The organism is Actinacidiphila bryophytorum (assembly GCF_016916835.1).
Lineage (GTDB): Bacteria > Actinomycetota > Actinomycetes > Streptomycetales > Streptomycetaceae > Actinacidiphila > Actinacidiphila bryophytorum.
The window spans coordinates 115,176-133,591 of sequence record NZ_JAFFIX010000014.1 but is presented as its reverse complement, the minus strand read 5'-3'; the positions used below and the strand labels follow the sequence as shown (position 1 = coordinate 133,591).

At 73.8% G+C, this 18,416-nt stretch carries 7 protein-coding genes; all 7 read right to left on the bottom strand.

Annotation, left to right across the window (positions count from 1 at the left end; genetic code table 11):
* Positions 1-7: 7 nt before the first annotated feature.
* From JT723_RS21015 to JT723_RS20985, 7 genes are read right to left on the bottom strand one after another with little or no spacing between them, the layout of a single operon-like run.
* Positions 8-277, bottom strand: coding sequence for an MbtH family protein (locus tag JT723_RS21015; protein WP_372441346.1), 270 nt, complete (start codon positions 275-277; stop codon positions 8-10).
* On the bottom strand, positions 274-9,567 hold the full coding sequence (locus tag JT723_RS21010; protein ID WP_205046275.1) for a non-ribosomal peptide synthetase: 9,294 nt from the start codon (positions 9,565-9,567) through the stop codon (positions 274-276). Before JT723_RS21010 ends, JT723_RS21015 begins: the two co-directional genes overlap by 4 nt.
* Complete coding sequence (locus JT723_RS21005) at positions 9,564-10,340, bottom strand: thioesterase II family protein (RefSeq protein WP_205046274.1); 777 nt, start codon at positions 10,338-10,340, stop codon at positions 9,564-9,566. The genes JT723_RS21010 and JT723_RS21005 overlap by 4 nt, the downstream gene beginning before the upstream one ends.
* Positions 10,341-10,392: 52 nt before the next feature.
* Positions 10,393-10,587 (bottom strand): ferredoxin, encoded by a 195-nt coding sequence (locus tag JT723_RS21000; RefSeq protein ID WP_205046273.1) that lies wholly within the window; start codon positions 10,585-10,587, stop codon positions 10,393-10,395.
* Between the two features lie 58 nt (positions 10,588-10,645).
* A complete protein-coding gene (locus tag JT723_RS20995) occupies positions 10,646-11,854 on the bottom strand; it encodes a cytochrome P450 (protein WP_205046272.1) in 1,209 nt (402 codons plus the stop codon).
* Positions 11,855-11,907: 53 nt separating this feature from the next.
* Positions 11,908-12,666 (bottom strand): 3-oxoacyl-ACP reductase FabG, encoded by a 759-nt coding sequence (gene fabG / locus JT723_RS20990; RefSeq protein WP_205046271.1) that lies wholly within the window; start codon positions 12,664-12,666, stop codon positions 11,908-11,910.
* Positions 12,663-18,413 (bottom strand): type I polyketide synthase, encoded by a 5,751-nt coding sequence (locus tag JT723_RS20985; RefSeq protein WP_251513881.1) that lies wholly within the window; start codon positions 18,411-18,413, stop codon positions 12,663-12,665. The genes fabG and JT723_RS20985 overlap by 4 nt, the downstream gene beginning before the upstream one ends.
* Positions 18,414-18,416: the final 3 nt, after the last annotated feature.

Here is an 18,416-nt window from a genome sequence, read left to right as displayed (position 1 = left end):
GAGCCCTTCACCGGACCGTCCGTATCGGCGCCGGCCGCATGTCCGTCCACGCAGCCTCGACATAGCCGGTGCAGGCGTCCCGGGTGTCCGGGCCGAACACCGGTGTCCAGCCGGCCGGCACGGCGATGCCGTCCGGCCAGAGGCTGTGCTGCTGCCGCCCGTTGACCAGCACGCGGTACGCGGCCTCGGGGTCGTCGAACGGATGCGCCATCGTGCTCTCCTCGCTGCGGGGGTTCGCGCTGCCGGCGGTGCCCGGTGCGGCAGTGGCGGGGTTCACCGGTCGCCTCCCGGGCGGCCGTCGTCCCCGTCGGCCCGCAGGAGTTCCCGCAGTTGCGACACCCTCAGCTGCGGCCGGGACGCCACCAGCTCCAGCACCCGCGGCCAGCGGCGTACGAGTGCGCCCATGACCGGCGGCGCGACGGAAGCCGGCTGGTAGACCCACAGGCCGCGCAGTTCGCCGTCGATCTCGCGGGCCACCAGGTAGAGGTCGAGATTGTGCGGCTCGATCGCGGCGACCAGTTCAGGCAGCGGGGTCTCGTCGCCGATCCGCACGTCCAGCGGTGCCACGTCGAGCCCGTCCAGGGTCATGGCGTCGCTGGGCACGCCGAGCAGGTTGAGCATCACCCGCAGCGGCAGCTGGTTGCCGTCGCCGACGACGCCGTCGTGCATCAGCGCTCGCAACGGCACGTTCTGGTGGGAGTACGCGTCGAGTTCGCCGTGCAGGACGCGCTGGGCCAGTTCGTGGAAGGTCGGGTCGTCCGCCATCCGGGACCGGTTGAGGATGATGTTGATGAACGGGCCGACCATCCACTTGGTCTCCGGCCGCTCCCGGCCGGCCAGCGGGTGGCTCACCGCGATGTCCGTGGCACCCGAGTAGGCGTGCAGCAGGACGTGGAAGGCGGCCATCAGCATCATGAACAGCGTGACCCCCTCCCGGCGGGCGGCCTCCCGAACGGCGGCCATGACGTCCGCGCCGACGGTGAAGCTGTGGGTGAAGCCCTCGACGAAGTCGTCCAGTTGGTGCTCGGGAGCGTCGAAGTCCAGCTCACGGGCGGCGCCGTCGAGCTCGTGGCGCCAGTGCGCGACGTGCTCGTCGAGGGCGCCCGCAGCCAGGAGCCCCTGCTCCCATGCCGCGTAGTCCAGGTGCTGGACCGTCACCTCGGGCAACTCGGGCCGCCGCCCGGCCCTGTGGGCCGCGTACAGCTCCGACAGCTCGCGGGCGAGCACGATGAAGCCCCAGTGGTCCACCAGGATGTGGTGGGCGACGAGGACCAGCGCGTGTTCCCGGTCGGACAGCCGTACGAGCAGGCCGCGGACCAGGTTCCCGGCCTCGATGCGGTACGGCGTGGCGAGCTGTGCGGTCAGCAGGTCGCGCAACCGCTCGTGCTGGGACTCCCCCTCGTACACGCTCAGGTCGACGGTCTCCAGCGGCCATACGGACGGGCCGTCGGCGAACTGCACGGTGGCCGAACCGCGGTGGACGTAGCGCGTGCGCAGGATGTCGTGCCGCTGCACCAGGTCGTCCAGGCCGCGGCGCAGGGCTGTCGTGTCGAGGTCGCCTCGCAGGCGCCATGCGGTGACGACGCCGTGGTGCGGGTGGTCCGGGCCGACCGGCTGGAGCAGGAACTCCAGCTGCCCGAAGGACAGTCCGGCGCCGTCGCCGCGGTCGGCCCGCGGGATCGGGGCGTGCAGCAGGTCGGTGGCGCTTGCGGCGACGGCGCGCTGCGTGCCGTCCTCTTCCGCGGGGAGCAGGACCGTACCGTCCTCGATCGCGCGAGCGCACCGGGCGACGGCCCGCAGTGCCTCGAACCAGGCGTCGGCGAGGTCGCGGACGTCGTCCTCGGTCAGCAGCGCTTCCGCCCAACTCCAGTCGGCCACCAGTTGCGGGCCGTCCGGGCCGTCCTGGGTGACGGCGTTGACCTCGATCGGGTAGGGCAGCGGGCGGGCGCCGGTGGCGCCGGGCGCGGTGTCGTCCCGCAGGGGCAGCCACGGTGTCTGCCCGTCGGTGACGGGGACACGGCCGAGGTAGTTGAACAGCACTTGCGGTGTGGGCAGTTCGGCGAGCCGCGGCTCGGACTCCGGGTCGAGATAGCGCAGTACGCCGTAGCCGAGGCCGCGCCCGGGGATCGCCCGGAGCTGCCGGGCGGTGCGTACGACGGCCGCCGCCAGGTCGCCCCCGGCCTCGGTGACCGTCTCCCACGGGAGCCTGGCGCAGTCCAGCCTGACCGGGTGCACGCTGGTGAACCAGCCGACCGTACGGGACAGTTCGGCACCGTCCACCAGGTGCTCGTGCCGGCCGTGGCTCTCGACGTCCAGCACCACCGGGCCTTCCGCCGCGGACCGGCGGGCGCGCCAGCGGCCGGCCGCCAGCCCGAAGGCGGTCAGCAGCACGTCCTGGATGCCGCTGCGGAAGGCCGCGGGCACCCGGCCGACCAGCGGTGCGGTGTCCTCGGCGGGCAGGGTCACGGTCACCCGGCCCTCACCGCCGGCGGCCTCGCACCGGCCGGCGACCAGCGGCACGGCGTCCCGCAGCACGTCCTGCCAGACCGGGAGTTCGGCGCGGTGCCGGACGACGGCGTCGCCGGTGGCCACCCGGGTCGCCCAGCCGCGCAGCGAGGTCGCCACCGGTGCGAGGACGGCTTCGCGGCCCGCGGCGACCGCGTCCCAGGCGACGGCGAGGTCGGACAGCAGGATCCGCCACGACACGCCGTCCACTGCGAAGTGGTGCACGGCCAGCAGCAGTCGGCCCGCCCGTCCGTGCCCGGCGTCGAACCACACCGGCTGGAGCATGCCGTGGGCCGGGTCGAGCCGCTCCTTGGCGGCGGCGGTCTCCGCGGCGATCAGCCCCCGGGCGTCCGACTCCGACAGACCGGAGGTGTCGACACGGCGCAGGACGTCCGCGATCCGCAGCGTGCCCGGCTCGTCGGCGTGCAGCGACCACCGGCCGCCGGGCGCGCCCACCATCCGCATGCGCAGCGCGTCGTGGTGGTCGGCCAGCGCCTGGAGAGCCGCGGTCAGGCGGTCCTGGTCCACGCCGGCCGGCAGGCCGACGGTCGCGGACAGGTCGAAGCCGGTCACCGGGCCGCCGATCCGCCGCTGGCGTTCCACGACGGGCAGCAGCGGGATGCCGCCGGTGCCGGGATCGGTGACGGCCGCCGTGGTGCTCTCGCCTGCGGGCCGGGCGACCCGGGCGAGTGCCGCCACCGTCTGGTGGGTGAACACGTCCCGGACGGTGAACACCAGGCCCGCGGTACGTGCCTGGGCGACGAGCTGGGTGGCCTGGATGCTGTCGCCGCCCACGTCGAAGAACCCTGTCTCGGCGCCGACTTCGGGCACCCCGAGCACGTCCGCGAACACGGCGCCGAGGGTCAGTTCGACGGGGGTGGCCGGCGCACGGGACCCGGCGGTCGCGTCCAGGTCGGGGGCGGGCAGCGCGCGGCGGTCGAGCTTGCCGTTGCCGGTCGTCGGAAAGGCGTCCATGACCACCACGGCGGCCGGCACCATGTACTGCGGCAGCCGCTCGGCCAGGAAGGACCGCAGGTCCGCGGGCTCGGTGTGCGCGCCGTCCGCGAGCACGGCGTAGCCGACCAGGTCCCTGCCGCCGCCGGGCTTGTCCCGTACGACCACCGCCGCGTCCGCCACCGCCGGGTGGCCGCCGAGCGCGGTCTCGATCTCGCCGGGTTCGATGCGGAAGCCGCGGATCTTGACCTGCGCGTCGGTCCGGCCGAGGTATTCCAGGAGCCCGTCGGCTCGCCAGCGGGCCAGGTCGCCGGTGCGGTACATCCGCTCTCCTGGCGGCCCGTACGGGCATGCGACGAACCGCTGTGCGGTCAGGCCGGGCTGGCCGAGGTAGCCGCGGGCCACACCGTCTCCTGCGAGGTAGAGCTCACCGGGGACGCCGACCGGTACCGGCCGCAGCCGCTCGTCGAGGACGTACGCGCGGGTGTCGTCCATCGGGGTGCCGATGGGGACGGTGCCGCCGTGGGTCTGGCGGGCGCGGTGGAGTACGGCGAAGGTCGTCGTCTCGGTGGGCCCGTATCCGTTGGTGAGCACGGTCTCCGGCCACGCGGCGAGCGCTCTGGCGACCACCGGCGGGGACAGCGCCTCGCCGCCGGCCAGCACTTCCCTCATCCCGGCCAGCGCCGACACGTCGCGTTCGACCAGCAGGTTGAACAGCGCCGCCGTGAAGAACGCCGAGGTGATGCCGCGTTCGCGGATGGTGGCCAGCAGCGTGTCGGGGTCGAGTTCGCCCGGTGGGGCGACGACGACCTCGCCGCCGGACAGCAGCGGCACCCACAGCTCGTAGGTGGAGGCGTCGAACGCGGTCGGGGCGTGCATCAGGACGCGGGTGTGGCCGGTGCCGCGCCACCCGGTGTCGGCAGCCAGGCTCGCCACGTTGCGGTGGGTGACGGCGACGCCTTTCGGTCGCCCGGTGGAGCCGGAGGTGTACATGATGTACGCGGTCCGGTCCGGGTCCCCCGCGGGCGCGGCTCCCGGGTCCTCCCGCGTCCCGTCCGCGGCGGCGAGTTCGGCGGACACGTCCAGCACCCGCATGCCGTCCGCCACCGGGTGCGCCGGCCCCGTGCCGTCCACGAGCAGCACGCTCGCCGCGGTGTCCGCCATGATCAGCCGCATTCGTGACTCGGGGTAGCGCGGGTCCAGCGGTACGTACACCCCGCCCGATCTGACCACGGCCGCTATCGCGACCGGCAGCCGAACCGAACGCTCCATGAGCAGACACACCGCGTCTTCGGCGCCGATCCCCAGGGAACGCAGCCGTGACGCCAACCGGTCGGCGCCGTCGAGGAGTTGGCGGTAGGTCAGGCGCTCGTCGCCGCAGCTCACCGCGACGGCGTCCGGGGTGCGGGCCGCCTGCGCGCCGAGCAGCTCGGCCAGGCCGGCCGCGGGCGCCCGGCCGCCGGTGCCGTTCCACTCCTCCAGGACGCGGTAGCGTTCGGCCGGGGTGAGCAGGTCGGTGTCGCCGATCGGCCGGTCGGGGTCGGTGATCGCGGCCAGCAGCACCTGGCGCAGCCGGCGGGACATCGCGCGGATCGTGTCGGGGTCGAAGACGTCGGCGTTGTACTCGATGCCGCCGTCGATGCCTCCCGGGGTGCCGTCGCCTGCCAGGTGCTCGTGCAGCAGGAAGACAAGGTCCATGCGGGCCGTGCCGGTGGCCATGACCATCGGGGCGACCTCGATGCCGGGCAGGTCAAGCGACTCGCCGGTCAGGGTCTGCCAGGACAGCATGACCTGGACCAGCGGGTGGTGGGACATCGTCCGGGCCGGCCGGAGGCTCTCCACCAGGGCCTCGAAGGGGATGTCGCCGTGGGCGAGGGCGTCCAGGGTGTGCTCGCGGACCGCAGCGAGCAGTTCGCGGAAGGTCTGCCGGTCCCGCACCTGGGTGCGCAGCACGAGGGTGTTGGTGAAGAACCCGATCAGGTTCTCGGTGGCCTGGTCGTCGCGCCCGGCGGTCGCCACGCCGATCGGGATGTCGCTGCCGGCGCCGAGGCGGCTGAGCAGCACCGCCAGGGCCGCGTCGAGCACCATGAACATGCTGGCGTCGCAGGCGCGGGCCAGGCGGGCCAGCCCCTCGTGCAGGTCGGCATCCCAGCGGAAGGTGACCGTGTCGCCGTCGTGGGTCGCCTCGGCCGGGTAGGGCCGGTCGGTGGGCAGGGCGATCCGCTCGGGCAGGCCGTCCAGCGCGCCGCGCCAGTGGTCGAGCTGGCGGGACCAGGTGCTCGCGGGATCGTCGGCGCCGCCGAGGTGGCGGCGCTGCCAGAGGGTGTAGTCCGCGTACTGCACGGGCAGCGGCGCCCACCGGGGGGCGTGGCCGGCCAGCCGCGCACGGTAGGCGGTCGTCAGATCGTGCCTCAGCGGCGCGAGCGACCATCCGTCGGCAGCGATGTGGTGGACGACGACGGCCAGCACGTGCACGTCCCGGCCGGTCTCGAACAGCTCGGCGTGCAGCGGGATCTCGGTGGCCAGGTCGAACGGGTACCGCACGGCGGCGGCGACCGCGGCGTCCAGTCCCCCGGCGTCGACCCGGGTCACCGGCAGCACGGGCTGCGCCTGCTCGGGGGCGAGGACGTGCTGGTGGGCGACCGCGGCACCGGAGTCGGGGAAGACGGTCCGCAGCGACTCGTGGCGGGCGACGAGGTCCGCGAGGGCGGCGCGCAGGCTGTCGGCGTCCAGCGGGCCTGTGAGGCGCAGCACCACCGGCAGGTTGTAGGTGGCCGAGGGGCCCTCGATCCGGTGCAGGAACCACAGCCTGCGCTGGGCGAAGGACATCGGCAGCGGGTCCGGGCGGGACTCCCTGCCCAGTGCGGGGCGCGTGTCGCCGCCGCCCTGCCCCAGCAGTGCGGCCAGTTCGGCGACGGTCGGCTTCTCGAACAGGCTGCGCACGGGCAGTTCGACGCCGAGCGCGGCGCGGATCCTGGCCACCAGCCGGGTGGCGAGCAGGGAGTGCCCGCCGAGGGCGAAGAAGCTGTCGTCGATGCCGACGTGGGGCACGCCGAGGACCTGGGCGAACAGCTCGCACAGGGCCTTCTCCCGCGCGTCGCGGGGGCCGGCGTACACGGCCGCCGCGCTGTCCTGGCCGGTCTCGGGCGCGGGCAGCGCGTTGCGGTCGGTCTTGCCGCTGGGGGTGCGCGGCAGCGCGTCGAGGAACGCGAAGGCCGACGGGACCATGTAGCCGGGGAGTTTGCCGGTCAGCGCGGCCCGCAGGCGGCGGCGCAGGTCATCGGCCGGCCCGGCCTGCGGGTCGGGGACGACGTAGGCGACCAGCCGGCGCTCTCCCGGGCGGTCCTCGCGGACCACGACGACCGAATCCTGCACCTGGTCCTGCCACATCAGCACCGACTCGATCTCGCCCAGTTCGATGCGGTAGCCGCGGAGTTTGACCTGGTGGTCGATCCGGCCGAGATAGTCGACGGCGCCGTCCACCCGGCGGCGTACGAGGTCGCCGGTGCGGTAGAGGCGGTCGGCGAGGTCGGAGGGGAAGGGATTGGGGATGAACTGCTGCGCGGTCAGCTCGGGCCGGTTGAGGTAGCCGCGAGCCAGTCCGGTGCCGCCGATGCACAGTTCACCGGGCACGCCGGGCGGCACCGGCCGGCCCGCGGGGTCGAGGATGTGCACCTCGGTGTTGGCGATCGGGCGGCCGATGGTGACGGTGCCGTCCACGATGCGGGTGCCCAGCGAGTAGATGGTGGTCTCGCTCGGGCCGTACATGTTCCACAGCTCCACGCCCTTGGCCAGCAGCCGCCGCGCCAGGTCCGGGGGCAGCGCCTCGCCGCAGATCAGGCCGCGCAGCCCGGGGCGTCCCGGCCAGCCGGCGTCCAGCAGCATCCGCCAGGTGGAGGGGGTCGCCTGCATCACGGTCGCGCCGGTGGCCGCCATCTCCTCGGCAAGCAGCCGGCCGTCGGTGGCGGTCTCCCGGGTGGCGAGCACCACGCGCGCGCCCTCGACCAGCGGCAGCAGCAGCTCCAGCGTGGCGATGTCGAACGACAGCGTGGTGACCGCGAGCAGGCTGTCGCCGGCGTCGATGCCCGGCCACTGCTTCATCGCCCAGAAGAGGTTGCGCAGCGCGCGGTGCGGGAGTTGGACGCCCTTGGGCCGGCCGGTCGAGCCCGAGGTGTAGATGACATAGGCCAGGTCGCCGCCTTCGACCGGCTCGCCGAGGACTTCGGCGGACTCGGCGGCGATCTCCTCGCGCAGCTCGTCCAGGCACAGCGTCACGGCAGCGGACTTCGGCAGCCCGGGGGCGACGGAGCTCTGGGTGACCAGCACCGGCAGGCCGGCGTCCTCGATCATGAACGCCATGCGGTCCTCTGGCAGTCCGGGGTCGATCGGCACGTACGCGCCGCCCGCCTTCAGTACCGCGAGCACCGCCGTGACCATGTCCAAGGACCGCTCGAGACAGACCCCGACCATGACGTCGCGCCCGACGCCGAGGCTCCTGAGCCGGCGGGCCAGCCGGTTCGCGGCGGCGTCGAGTTCGGCGTAGGTGAGGGTCCGGCCCTGGCAGTGGACCGCCTCCGCGTCGGGCCGCTCCCGGGCCTGCTGCTCGAAGCGCTGGTGGGTGAGGAGTTCGTCGGGCCACTGGGTGCGGGTGTCCTCCCGCTCCTGGCGCTGCTCGCGCGCCTCGTCCTCGGTGAGCAGCGCCACGTCGAGGATCGGCTGCTCCGGGTCGGCCAGCAGGTTGTCCAGCAGCACCTTCAGATGGCGGCCCATGCGGTCGACGGTGTCCGCGTCGAACAGCTCGGCGTTGTACTCGAACCAGCCGCCCAGTTCCTCGCCCTGCTCGAACACCTGCAGTTCGAGGTCGAACCGGGCCGTGGAGCCGGCCACTTCCATCATCTCCAGCCGCAGCCCGCCGACCTCGAAGGCGGGCATGGCGATGTTCTGGAACACGAACGACACCTGGAAGACCGGCGACCTGGACAGGTCGCGCTCCGGGCGCAGTTCCTCCACCAGCCGCTCGAACGGCACTTCCTGGTATGCGAAGGCGCCCAGCGCGGCGCTGCGCACCCGGCCCAGCAGCTCGGTGAAGGCGGGGTTGCCTGACACGTCGTTGCGGATCGCGAGGGTGTTGACGAAGTAGCCGATGAGCGGCTCGACCTCGGACTGCCCGCGGTTGGCCACCGGCACGCCGACGACGATGTCCTCCTGCCGGCTGTAGCGGTGCAGCAGCACGACGTAGGCGGCGAGCATGGTCATGAACGGGGTGACGCCGGCGCGCCGGCTCAGCTCGCGGACCCCGTTCATCACGTCGGCGGACAGGCGGAAGGGCCGCGAGCCGCCGGCCGTGCCGAGCACCGCGGGCCGCGGCCGGTCGGTGGGCAGCTCCAGGATCGGCGCCGCGCCCTGCAGGGTCTTCTTCCAGTGCTCGAGTTCGGCGGCGAAGCCTGGGCCGGCCAGCTTCTTGCGCTGCCAGGCGGCGTAGTCGGCGTACTGGACGGGCAGTTGCGGCAGGTCGGCCTTGGTGCCGGTGAGCAAGCCACGGTAGAGGGCGACCAGTTCGCCGAACAGGACGGAGGTGGACCACAGGTCGGCGACGATGTGGTGCATCGTGACCAACAGCACGTGGTCTTCGGCGGCCAGGCGGAGGAACTTCATCCGCATCAGCGGCCCGGTACGCAGGTCGAAGGGCCGGGCGAACTCCTGGCGGGCCAGCTCCTGGAGGACCGGCTCGCTGTCGGGGCCGCGCAGGTGCGGGCACTCCTCGACGGTCAGCTCCAGCTCGCCGGAGTCGTGTACGACCTGGACGGGCTCGCCGTCCGACTCGTCGAAGGTGGTGCGCAGCGACTCGTGCCGGCGGACGATCTCGGCCAGGCTGCGGCGCCACAGCTCCACGTCGAGGGGTCCCCGCAGGCGTACCGCGGCCGGGATGTTGTACGCGGCACTGCCCGGGTTGAGCTGGTCGAGGAACCACATGCGCTGCTGCGGGAAGGACGCGGCGAAGCGGCGTCTGCGCGCCGGCGGCGGGGGGCCGCTCCTGCCGCGCAGCCGCTCCGCCAGCAGCGCGCGCTTCTGCTCCGGGGTCAGGCCGGCCAGGTCGATGTCGGTCATGCGCCGATCTCCTGATCGTCGTTCGCGGCGGCGAGCTGCACTGCGGCGGCGCCGGCGATCACGGCCATGAGCTCGGCGGCGGCGGGGTGGAGGTAGAAGTGGCCGCCGGACACGATGCGCAGCCGTGCCCCGGCGGAGGTCTGGTCGCGCCAGCCGTCCAGGTCACGCACCGGCACCAACGGGTCGTCGGTGCCGCCGAAGACCGTCAGCGGCACCGGCAGCGGCCTGTCGGGGCGGTACTCGTACGTCTCCAGGACCGAGAAGTCGGCCCGGACGGTGGGCAGCATGAGCTGCATCAGCTCCTCGTCGTCCAGGAGTTCGGCCGGTGTGCCGCCGAGCACCCGCAGTTCCTCCAGGACGTCGGCGTCGGGCGCCCGGTGCACCGGCGGCCGGGTGCGCCGCAGGTCAGGGGCGGCGGCGGCAGAGACGAACAGGTGGACGGGCAGCGGCAGTCCGCGGCGGCGCAGGGTCCTGGTGACCTCGAAGGCGAGCAGGCCGCCCATGCTGTGGCCGAACACCGCGTAGGGCCGGTCGGCATACGGCGCGAGCGCGCCGGCGACGGCGTCCGCCATCGGCCGCAGCCGGGTCAGCGGCGGCTCGCCGATGCGGCCGCCGCGACCGGGCAGTTCCAGCGGGCAGACCTCCAGCCGGGCCGGTGCCAGGGCGGGCCAGCCGCGATAGGCGGACGCGCTGCCGCCGGCGTAGGGCAGGCAGAACAGCCGCACCGCGGCTGCCTGTCCGGGCTCGCCACGGCCGAACCACGGGTTGCGCACTTCGGTCCTCCTTCGCCTCGCGGCCGCCGCGTGCTCCGGCGCGTGCCGCTGGTCAGTCCGTCAGTTTCAAGGCGCCCGAGGGACAGCGCCGCACCGCGTCGCGTACGTCGTCGAGCTCCGGGTCCGCCGGAACGGGCCTCAGCACCACGACCGTTCCGTCGTCCTGCGACTGGTCGAAAAGGCCGGGCGCGGTCAGGGCGCACATGCCCGAGCCCACGCAGACCTCGGGGTCGGCCTCGATGGGCATCAGCGGCACCGCCCTTCCCGATGGCGGCCGCCGGGGGGACGCGAACCGTTCACGGCCGTCACCAGGCCACCGGCAGCTCGTGCACGCCGTAGATCGTCATGTTGTCCCGCATCGGGATGGTGTCGGGGTCCACGGCCAGCCGCAGGTCCGGGAACTCCCGCAGCAGCGTGCTGAAGCCGACCTTGAGCTCCTGCCGGGCGAGCTGCTGGCCCAGGCACTGGTGGATGCCGTGGCTGAAGGTGAGGTGGCCGATGGCGCCGCGGGTGATGTCGAGCCGGTCCGGGTCGGGGAACCGCTCGGGGTCGCGGTTGACGCTGGGCAGGTGGATCAGCGCGGTCTCGCCGGCCCTGAGAGTCACCCCGTCGATCTCGACGTCCTCGGTCGGGGTGCGCTGCACGCCGATGTGCACGATGGTCAGGTAGCGCAGCAGTTCCTCGACCGCGTTGTCGATGAGGGACTCGTCGGCGCGCAGCTTGGCGAGCTGCTCGGGTTCGCGCAGCAGCGCGTATGTCCCGAGCGACAGCATGTTGGCGCTGGTCTCGTGGCCGGCCACGAGCAGCAGCAGGGTGACGCCGATGAGTTCGGCCGGCTCCAGTTGGCCGCCGGTGACCAGGCCGGTGAGCAGGTCGTCGCCGGGCTCGGCGACCTTGCCCATGGCGACCTCGACCAGGAGGTTGACGATGGCGTCCAGGACGGCCTTGCTCTCCTCCGCCTTCATGTCCAGGCTCAGCGCCCGGAAGGAGAGCTCCTCGAAGCGCCCGCGGGCGTCCGCGGGCACACCCAGCAGTTCGCAGATGACCTGCGCCGACATGGGGACGGAGAAGTCGCGTACCAGGTCCGCGGGCCGGCCCTTGGCGCGCATGGCCGCCACGCGTTCCGCGGCGATCCGCTCGATCTGCGGCACCATCGCCTTCATCCGGCGCAGCGTGAACTCGCCGGTGAGCAGCTTGCGGAAGCGGGTGTGCTCGGGCGGGTCCATGTGCTCGAACTGCCCGGGCGGCAGGTCCTTCTCGATGTCCAGCCCGGTCGCCAGTTCCGAGGCGAAGGCCAGGTGCTTGAGCGAGCCCTGGGAGCTGAACCGGGAGTCGCTGAGGATCGCACGGGCGTGAGCGAAGCCGGTGATGACCCAGCCGCGGGCGCCGTCGGGGAACGTCATCGGCGCGATGGGCTGCTCGTCCCGCAGCTGCCCGAAGATCGCCGGCGGGTCGAGGGGGCGTTCGCGGACTTTCGGCAGACCGTTGGTGATCGGGCAGACCATGTCGTTCATCGGGTGCCTTTCTGTGGGTGTGCGGGGTGCTGTGCGGGCGATGGGCGGCCGGATCAGGTGGCCATGCCCCCGTCGATCTGGAAGGTGGCTCCGGTGATGTAGCCGGCCCGGTCGGACACCAGGAACGACACGAGGTCGGCGACCTCCTCCGGGCGGCCGAAGCGGCCGAGTGCGATCGTCTGCGCGAACCGGTCCCGTATGTCCTGCGGCAGGGCGAGTACGGGGTCGGTCTCGACGAAGCCCGGCGCGACGGTGTTGGCGCGGATGCCGTAGCGGCCGACCTCGCGGGCCAGGGATTTGGTGAAGCCGACGATCCCGGCCTTGGAAGCGGCGTAGTTGGTCTGCCCGGCGTTGCCGTGCAGGCCGGCCACCGAGGACAGGGTGACGATCGCGCCGCGGCGCCGCTCGATCATGTCGCCGACGACGGCCCGGCAGACGTGGAAGACGCCGTCGAGGTTGGTGCGCAGCACCCTCGTCCAGTCCTCGTCGGCCATCAGCGTCAGCGGCTGGTCGCGCAGCACCGCCGCGGAGGTGACGACGGCGGACACCGGGCCCAGCGTGTCCTCGACGGCGTCGACCAGGTCGTCGACGGCGTCCGGGTCGGCGACGTCGGCGCGGCGTATGAGGGCGCGGCGGCCGAGTGCGCCGACCTCCTTCGCCACCGCGCCGGCCGCGGCGTCGTCGGCGGCGTAGCACACGGCGATGTCGTAGCCGTCCTGGGCCAGCCGTACGGCGACCGCCCGGCCGATGCCGCGGGAGCCGCCGGCCACCAGGGCGACGGGGGCGGCACCGCCGCTGGTCAGCTCGCTCACGCGTTGCTCTCCCCTTCTGCGGCGTCCGCGGCCTCGGCGGCAAGGAGTTCCAGCAGCCGGGCCTCGACTTCCTCGTCGCTCAGTTCGGCCAGCGGGTCGCCGGCGGCAGCCGCGAAGTCACCGGGGCCGTAGTCGGACTCCTCATCCGCTGCGCGGGACAGCACCTCGATCGCGTCTCCCGAAGCGGCCGGCGCGGCGCCGGTGCCCGCGGATTCCAGGAGCTCCGCGGTGCGGGCGACGGTCGGGCGGTCGAAGAAGGCCCGCAGGTCGAGTTCGGCGCCCAGCGACGCCTTGACGCGGGTGCCGATCTGCACGGCGGCCAGCGAGTGGCCGCCCAGGGCGAAGAAGTCGTCGTCGACGCCGACCCTGTCCACGCCCAGGATGTCGCGCCATATCTGCGCGACGGCCTCCTCCCCCGGGGTGCGCGGCGCCACGAAGGGGGTCGGCAGGTCGGGGCGGGGGTGGGTGACACCGGGCGGGGCGAGCTGGTCCATCTCCTGGGCGAGCAGCGCCGGGTTCAGGGAGCGGGCCAGGGCGCGTACGCCGCCGAAGTCCCGGTGCGAGACGACGACATGGCCTGGCAGGTCCGCGGCGGCCAGCAGCCGGGCGAAGACGTCCTTGCCCTGCTGTTCTGTGATGCCCTCCGCGAGGGTGCGCAGCGCCCCGGCCCCGGCGCCGGGGTCCCTGCCCGGAACGGGCGCAGGCGGCTCGGCGGCGCGGGCGATCTGGTCGCGCAGCCCCTCCGTGTCGTTGATGCGCTTGATGGTGAAGTCCGCGATCTGCACCAGGACCCGGCCGCCGGGGTCGAGGATCTCGATGTCGCAGGTGCTGGTCTCCCCCGCGGAGTCCTCCGAGCCCTTCAGCTCGACGTAGGCGCGGACGGTGCTTGTCAGGCCGTGCCGGAAGCGCACGCTGCGGTAGCTGAACGGCAGGTAGTAGGTGTCGGTGACGTGGACGCGGGCGGTGCCGCCGGCCGCGTCCAGCAGCGCCGGGTGCAGCAGGTAGTGGTCGAGGTCGCCGTGGTGCTCGTCGTCGAGCCGCAGGGTGGCCAGCACCCGCCGCAGTCCGACCTGGATCTCGCGCATGCACGTCCAGCGCGGCCCGAAGGAGAACTCGATCGGGCCGCCCTTCTCGAAACGGTCGAGGCGCAGCCCGCGCCGGATCGTCTCGCCGGTGTCCAGGACCTCCGTGACACCGACGCCGGCCAGCAGCGCGTCCAGGTCCCGTACGATGTCGGGCTCGGGTTCGGGGAAGGCGACGGTGCCCCGCGCGTGGTCGGTCCACACTGCGGCCCCGGGCGGGCCGGTGCGGCTCTGCACGGCGAAGTGCCAGCGGCCTTCGCGCTCCTCGACGGTGGTGAAGACCTCCCGGGTCTGCCCGTCCGGCACGACGACCGGGACGGTGTACTGCACCTGGCCGATCTCGATGTGCCGCCCGGCTGCCTGTTCTGCGACCGCGGCCCGCACCAGCTCCAGATAGGCGGTGCCGGGGACGAGGCCGTGCTCCTGGATGCGGTGGTCGCCGACGATCCAGCTGGTGTCCGTGCTGAAGACGCTGGCGTAGGTACGGGAGGCCGGCGTGCTGCGGACCAGGCGCTGCAGGAGGGGGTGGCCGGTCAGCGGGGTGCCGGTGCCGGCGCCGAAGCGGCTACCGAGACCGGCGGCCATGCCGGTCTCCTGCCAGGTGTCCCAGCCGACCGCGGTGACGGGCAGCCCGCTCTCACGGCGCTTGGCCTGTGCCCACGCGTCGAGGAAGGCGTTGGCGGCGGCGTAGTCGCTCTGGCCGGGGCCGCCGAGGACGGCGGTGACCGAGGAGCACAGCAGCAGGAAGTCCAGGTCGTCCTCGGCGCAGACCTGGTCCAGGACGAGCAGGCCGCGTGTCTTGGCAGCCAGCACCGCCCCGGTGTCGGCCGGGGACCGGGTGACGATCATGCCCTGGGAGGGCAGACCGGCGGCGTGGACGACGCCGTCGACCGGGCCGGCCGCCGCGGCGCGCAGCTCGCCCACGGCCCGTCGCATCTGCTGCTCGTCGGTGACGTCGGCACGCAGCAGGACGACACGGGCCCCGAGGTCGGCCAGTCGCCGCAGCCGCCGGATGCGGACGCTTGTGGCGTCGTCGGCGCCGTATGCGGCCCGCCACGCGTCCCACTGGTCGGGCGGAGGGAAGGCGGAGCGGCCGAGCAGGCCGAGCACCGGCTGCGCCACCGCGGCCGCGATGTGCTCGGCCATCGCCAGGCCGAGGCCGCCGAGGCCGCCGGTGATCAGGTAGACGCCGCCGTCGCGCAGGCCGGTGCCGCCGTTAGCGAGCGGGGTCGGCTCGAAGGTGCGGCGCCACCAGTGGCGGCCGCGCAACGCCAGTTCCGGCTCGTCGCCTGCGACGGTCAGGGCTGTCAGCAGGGCGCGTACGGCGGTTTCGTGCGGCGCGCGGGGGTCGGTGCCGGCGATGTCCAGCACCCGGCAGGCGGTGTCGGCGGTCTCCTGCGGGATGACGGCGGCGGCGCCGAGCAGGAGTGCGTGCTCGGGGGCGAGGGGTTCCTCGCCGGTCACGTCGTACACGCCGCGGCAGAGCACGTCGAGGGTGACCGGGGCGGGCGGCCGGGATGCGCCGAGCGCCTGGGCGAGAGCGAGCAGGCTGTCGAAGCCGGTGCGGCGGGCGGCGTCCAGGCGCTCGCCGGTGAGCGGGCCGTCAGAAGGCTCCTCGGCGGTGCTCCACAGGTGGACGAAGCGCAGGCGCCCCCCGTCCCCCGCGGCGGCGGGCGGTGCGGCCAGTGCGGAGACCAGTGCGCTCAGGTCGTCCCGGGAAGCCGGGTCGAGCGTCCACGTGTCGTCACCGGTACGGGCCGGCTCCGCACCCGCGGTGACGCGTACGACGCGGTCGCCGGTGGCCGCGAGGCGGTCGGCGAGGGCGTCGCCCAGGGCGAGTCCGGCGCCGAGGACGACCCACACGTCGCCGGTGGCCTCGGCGGTGCGGCGGGCGGGCAGGGTGAGCCGCTGCCAGCCGGGGGCGTAGAACCAGCCGTCCGGGCCGGTGGCGCGCGCGGCGGTACGGGGCGCCTGGGCGGGTTCCACCCAGTAGCGGCGGCGCTGGAAGGGGTAGCCGGGCAGCCGTACCGCGGGGTGCCGGTCCGGGCCCTGGACGGCGGCCCAGTCAACGGATGCGCCGGCGCTCCACACCGTGCCGAGGGCCGCCTGCAGATGCGCGTCGTCGGGGGTGCGGTCCCCGGGGTGCCGCAGGGACGCGGCGGCGGCGCGGCCCGGGGTCCACGAGTCGTGGGCACGGGCGAAGTCGGTGAGGTTGCGACCGGGGCCGACTTCCAGCGGGACGAGCCCGGGATCGGCCAGCAGCACGTCGAGGGCGTCGCGGAACCGCACCGGCTGCCGCAGGTGGGTGCCCCAGTAGTCGGGGCTGGTGGCCTGCTCCGCGGTGATCCAGGTGCCGGTGACGTTCGAAAGGAACGGTACGGACGGGGGCTTGAGGGCGGTGCCGCGGACCTCGTCGGTGAAAGGCGCCACGGCGGGGTCCATGGCGGGCGAGTGGAAGCCGTGCGAGGTGTGCAGCCGTCGGCACCCCACGCCGGCGTCCTTCAGCCGCCGCTCAAGGGCGTCGACGGCCGCCGCGGCGCCCGCGACGACGGTGAGCGCGGTGGAGTTCACGGCGGCCAGGGCCAGGCCGTCGCCGAGCAGGGCGGCGGTCTCCTGCTCGGGCAGGAAGACGCTCAGCATCGCGCCGGCCGGCATCTGCTGGACCAGGCGGCCGCGGACCGCGACCAGGCGTGTCGCGTCCTCCAGTGAGAACACGCCCGCCAGGCAGGCCGCGGTGTACTCCCCCACGCTGTGCCCGGCCATCGCGCGCGGCCGTACGCCCCAGGACTGCCACAGCTTGGCCAGTGCGTACTCGACGGCGAACAGCGCGGGCTGGGCGATCCGGGTCTGCCGCAGCCGGCCGGCGGACAGCGCGGTGTCTTCGGCGTCCTGGGCGTACGGCGGGCCGAGCACGAGCGGGCGCAGGTCCTCGCCCAGGTGCGGGGCTAACAGGTCGGCACAGCGGTCGAATTCGGCGGCGAAGACGGGCTCGCTCCCGTACAGGCCGCGGGCCATGCCGGGGTATTGCGCACCCTGGCCGGGGAAGAGGAAGGCCACCGGGGCGCTGTCGGGTGCCGGGGCCGCCGGGCCGCCGGTGGCGAGCCGCCGCAGCGCTGTTACGGCCTCCTCGGCGGTACGGGCGACCGCCGTGCCGCGGTGCGGGAAGCGGGCGCGGCGCCGGGCCAGGGTGTGGGCGACGGCGTCCAGCGGGGTGCCGGGGTCTGCCTCCAGCCGGTCGGCCAGGCGGGCGGCGGCCTCGGCGAGCGCGGGCGCGGACTTCGCGGAGAGCGGCAGCAGCAGGGCCGCAGGCCCGGCCGCGGTGGTTTCCGCGAGGCCCACCGGGGGTTGCGCGGGAGCCTCCTCCAACACGACGTGGACGTTGGTGCCGCCGATGCCGAAGGAGCTGACGCCGGCCCGCCGCGGTTCGTCCGTGCGCGGCCAGGCGCGCAGTGCGGTGTTGACGTAGAAGGGGCTGGTGTCGAGTTCCAGGCCGGGGTTGGGGCGGTCGCAGTGCAGGGTCGGCGGGATGGCCTCGTGCTTGAGAGCGAGGACCGCCTTGATCAGCCCGGTGACGCCGGCGGCCGCGTCCAGGTGGCCGACGTTGCTCTTGACCGACCCGATGGCGCAGAAGCCCCGGTCGTCGGTGCCGGCGCGGAAGGCCCGGGTGAGGGCGGCGATCTCGATGGGATCTCCGAGCGGGGTGCCGGTGCCGTGCGTCTCGACGTAGCCGACGGTGGCCGGGTCGACGTCGGCCAGCGCCAGCGCCTCCGCGATCACGTCGGCCTGCCCGTCCACGCTGGGCGCGGTGTAACCGGCTTTCAGGGAGCCGTCGTTGTTGACGGCGGTGGCGAGGATGACCGCGTCGACGCGGTCGCCTTCGGCCCTGGCGTCGGCCAGGCGGCGCAGCACGACGGCGCCGACGCCGTTGCCCGCGACCGTACCGGCGGCGTCGGCGTCGAAGGCGCGGCAGATGCCGTCCGGGGAGAGGATGCCGCCGGGCTCGTACTGGTAGCCGCCCCGCAGCGGGGACGTCACGGCGACGCCGCCGGCCAGTGCGATGTCGCATTCGCCGTTGACCAGGCTCTGGCAGGCCAGGTGCACCGCGGTCAGCGAGGTGGAGCAGGCGCTCTGCACGGTGACGGCCGGGCCGGTGAGGCCGAGCTTGTAGGCGGCGCGGGTGGCCAGGAAGTCCTTGTCGGAGGCGAGTACGACCTGGTGCATCCCGGACGACTCGACGACCGGCTGGTTGTTCATCAGGTTGAACAGCAGGTACGTGTTGAGCCCGGCGCCGGCGAAGACGCCGATCCGGCCTTCGAAGCGGGCCGGGTCGATGCCGGCCGACTCCAGTGCGTGCCAGGCGCATTCGAGGAAGACCCGGTGCTGGGGGTCGAGGAGTTCGGCCTCGCGGTGGCTGTAGCCGAAGAAGCCACCGTCGAAGAGATCGGCGCCCTCCAGCACGCCCTTTGCCTTGACGTAGCCGTCGCGGGCCAGCAGTTCCGGGCCGGTGCCTGCGGCGGCCAGTTCCTCGTCGGTGAAGGAGGTGATGCCGTCCTTGCCCTGTTCGAGGTTGGCCCAGAAGGCGTCCACGTCGCCTGCACCGGGGAAGCGACCGGCCATGCCGACGACGGCGATGCGATCGAGGTCCCGGTCCCCTTCCTGATCCACCTC

Bases quoted from the DNA above. Each gene is read 5' to 3' on its own strand.
- JT723_RS20995 (WP_205046272.1), bottom strand. From the start codon at position 11,854: ATGAACGACATGGTCTGCCCGATCACCAACGGTCTGCCGAAAGTCCGC.
- JT723_RS21010 (WP_205046275.1), bottom strand. From the start codon at position 9,567: ATGACCGACATCGACCTGGCCGGCCTGACCCCGGAGCAGAAGCGCGCG.
- JT723_RS21000 (WP_205046273.1), bottom strand. From the start codon at position 10,587: ATGCCCATCGAGGCCGACCCCGAGGTCTGCGTGGGCTCGGGCATGTGC.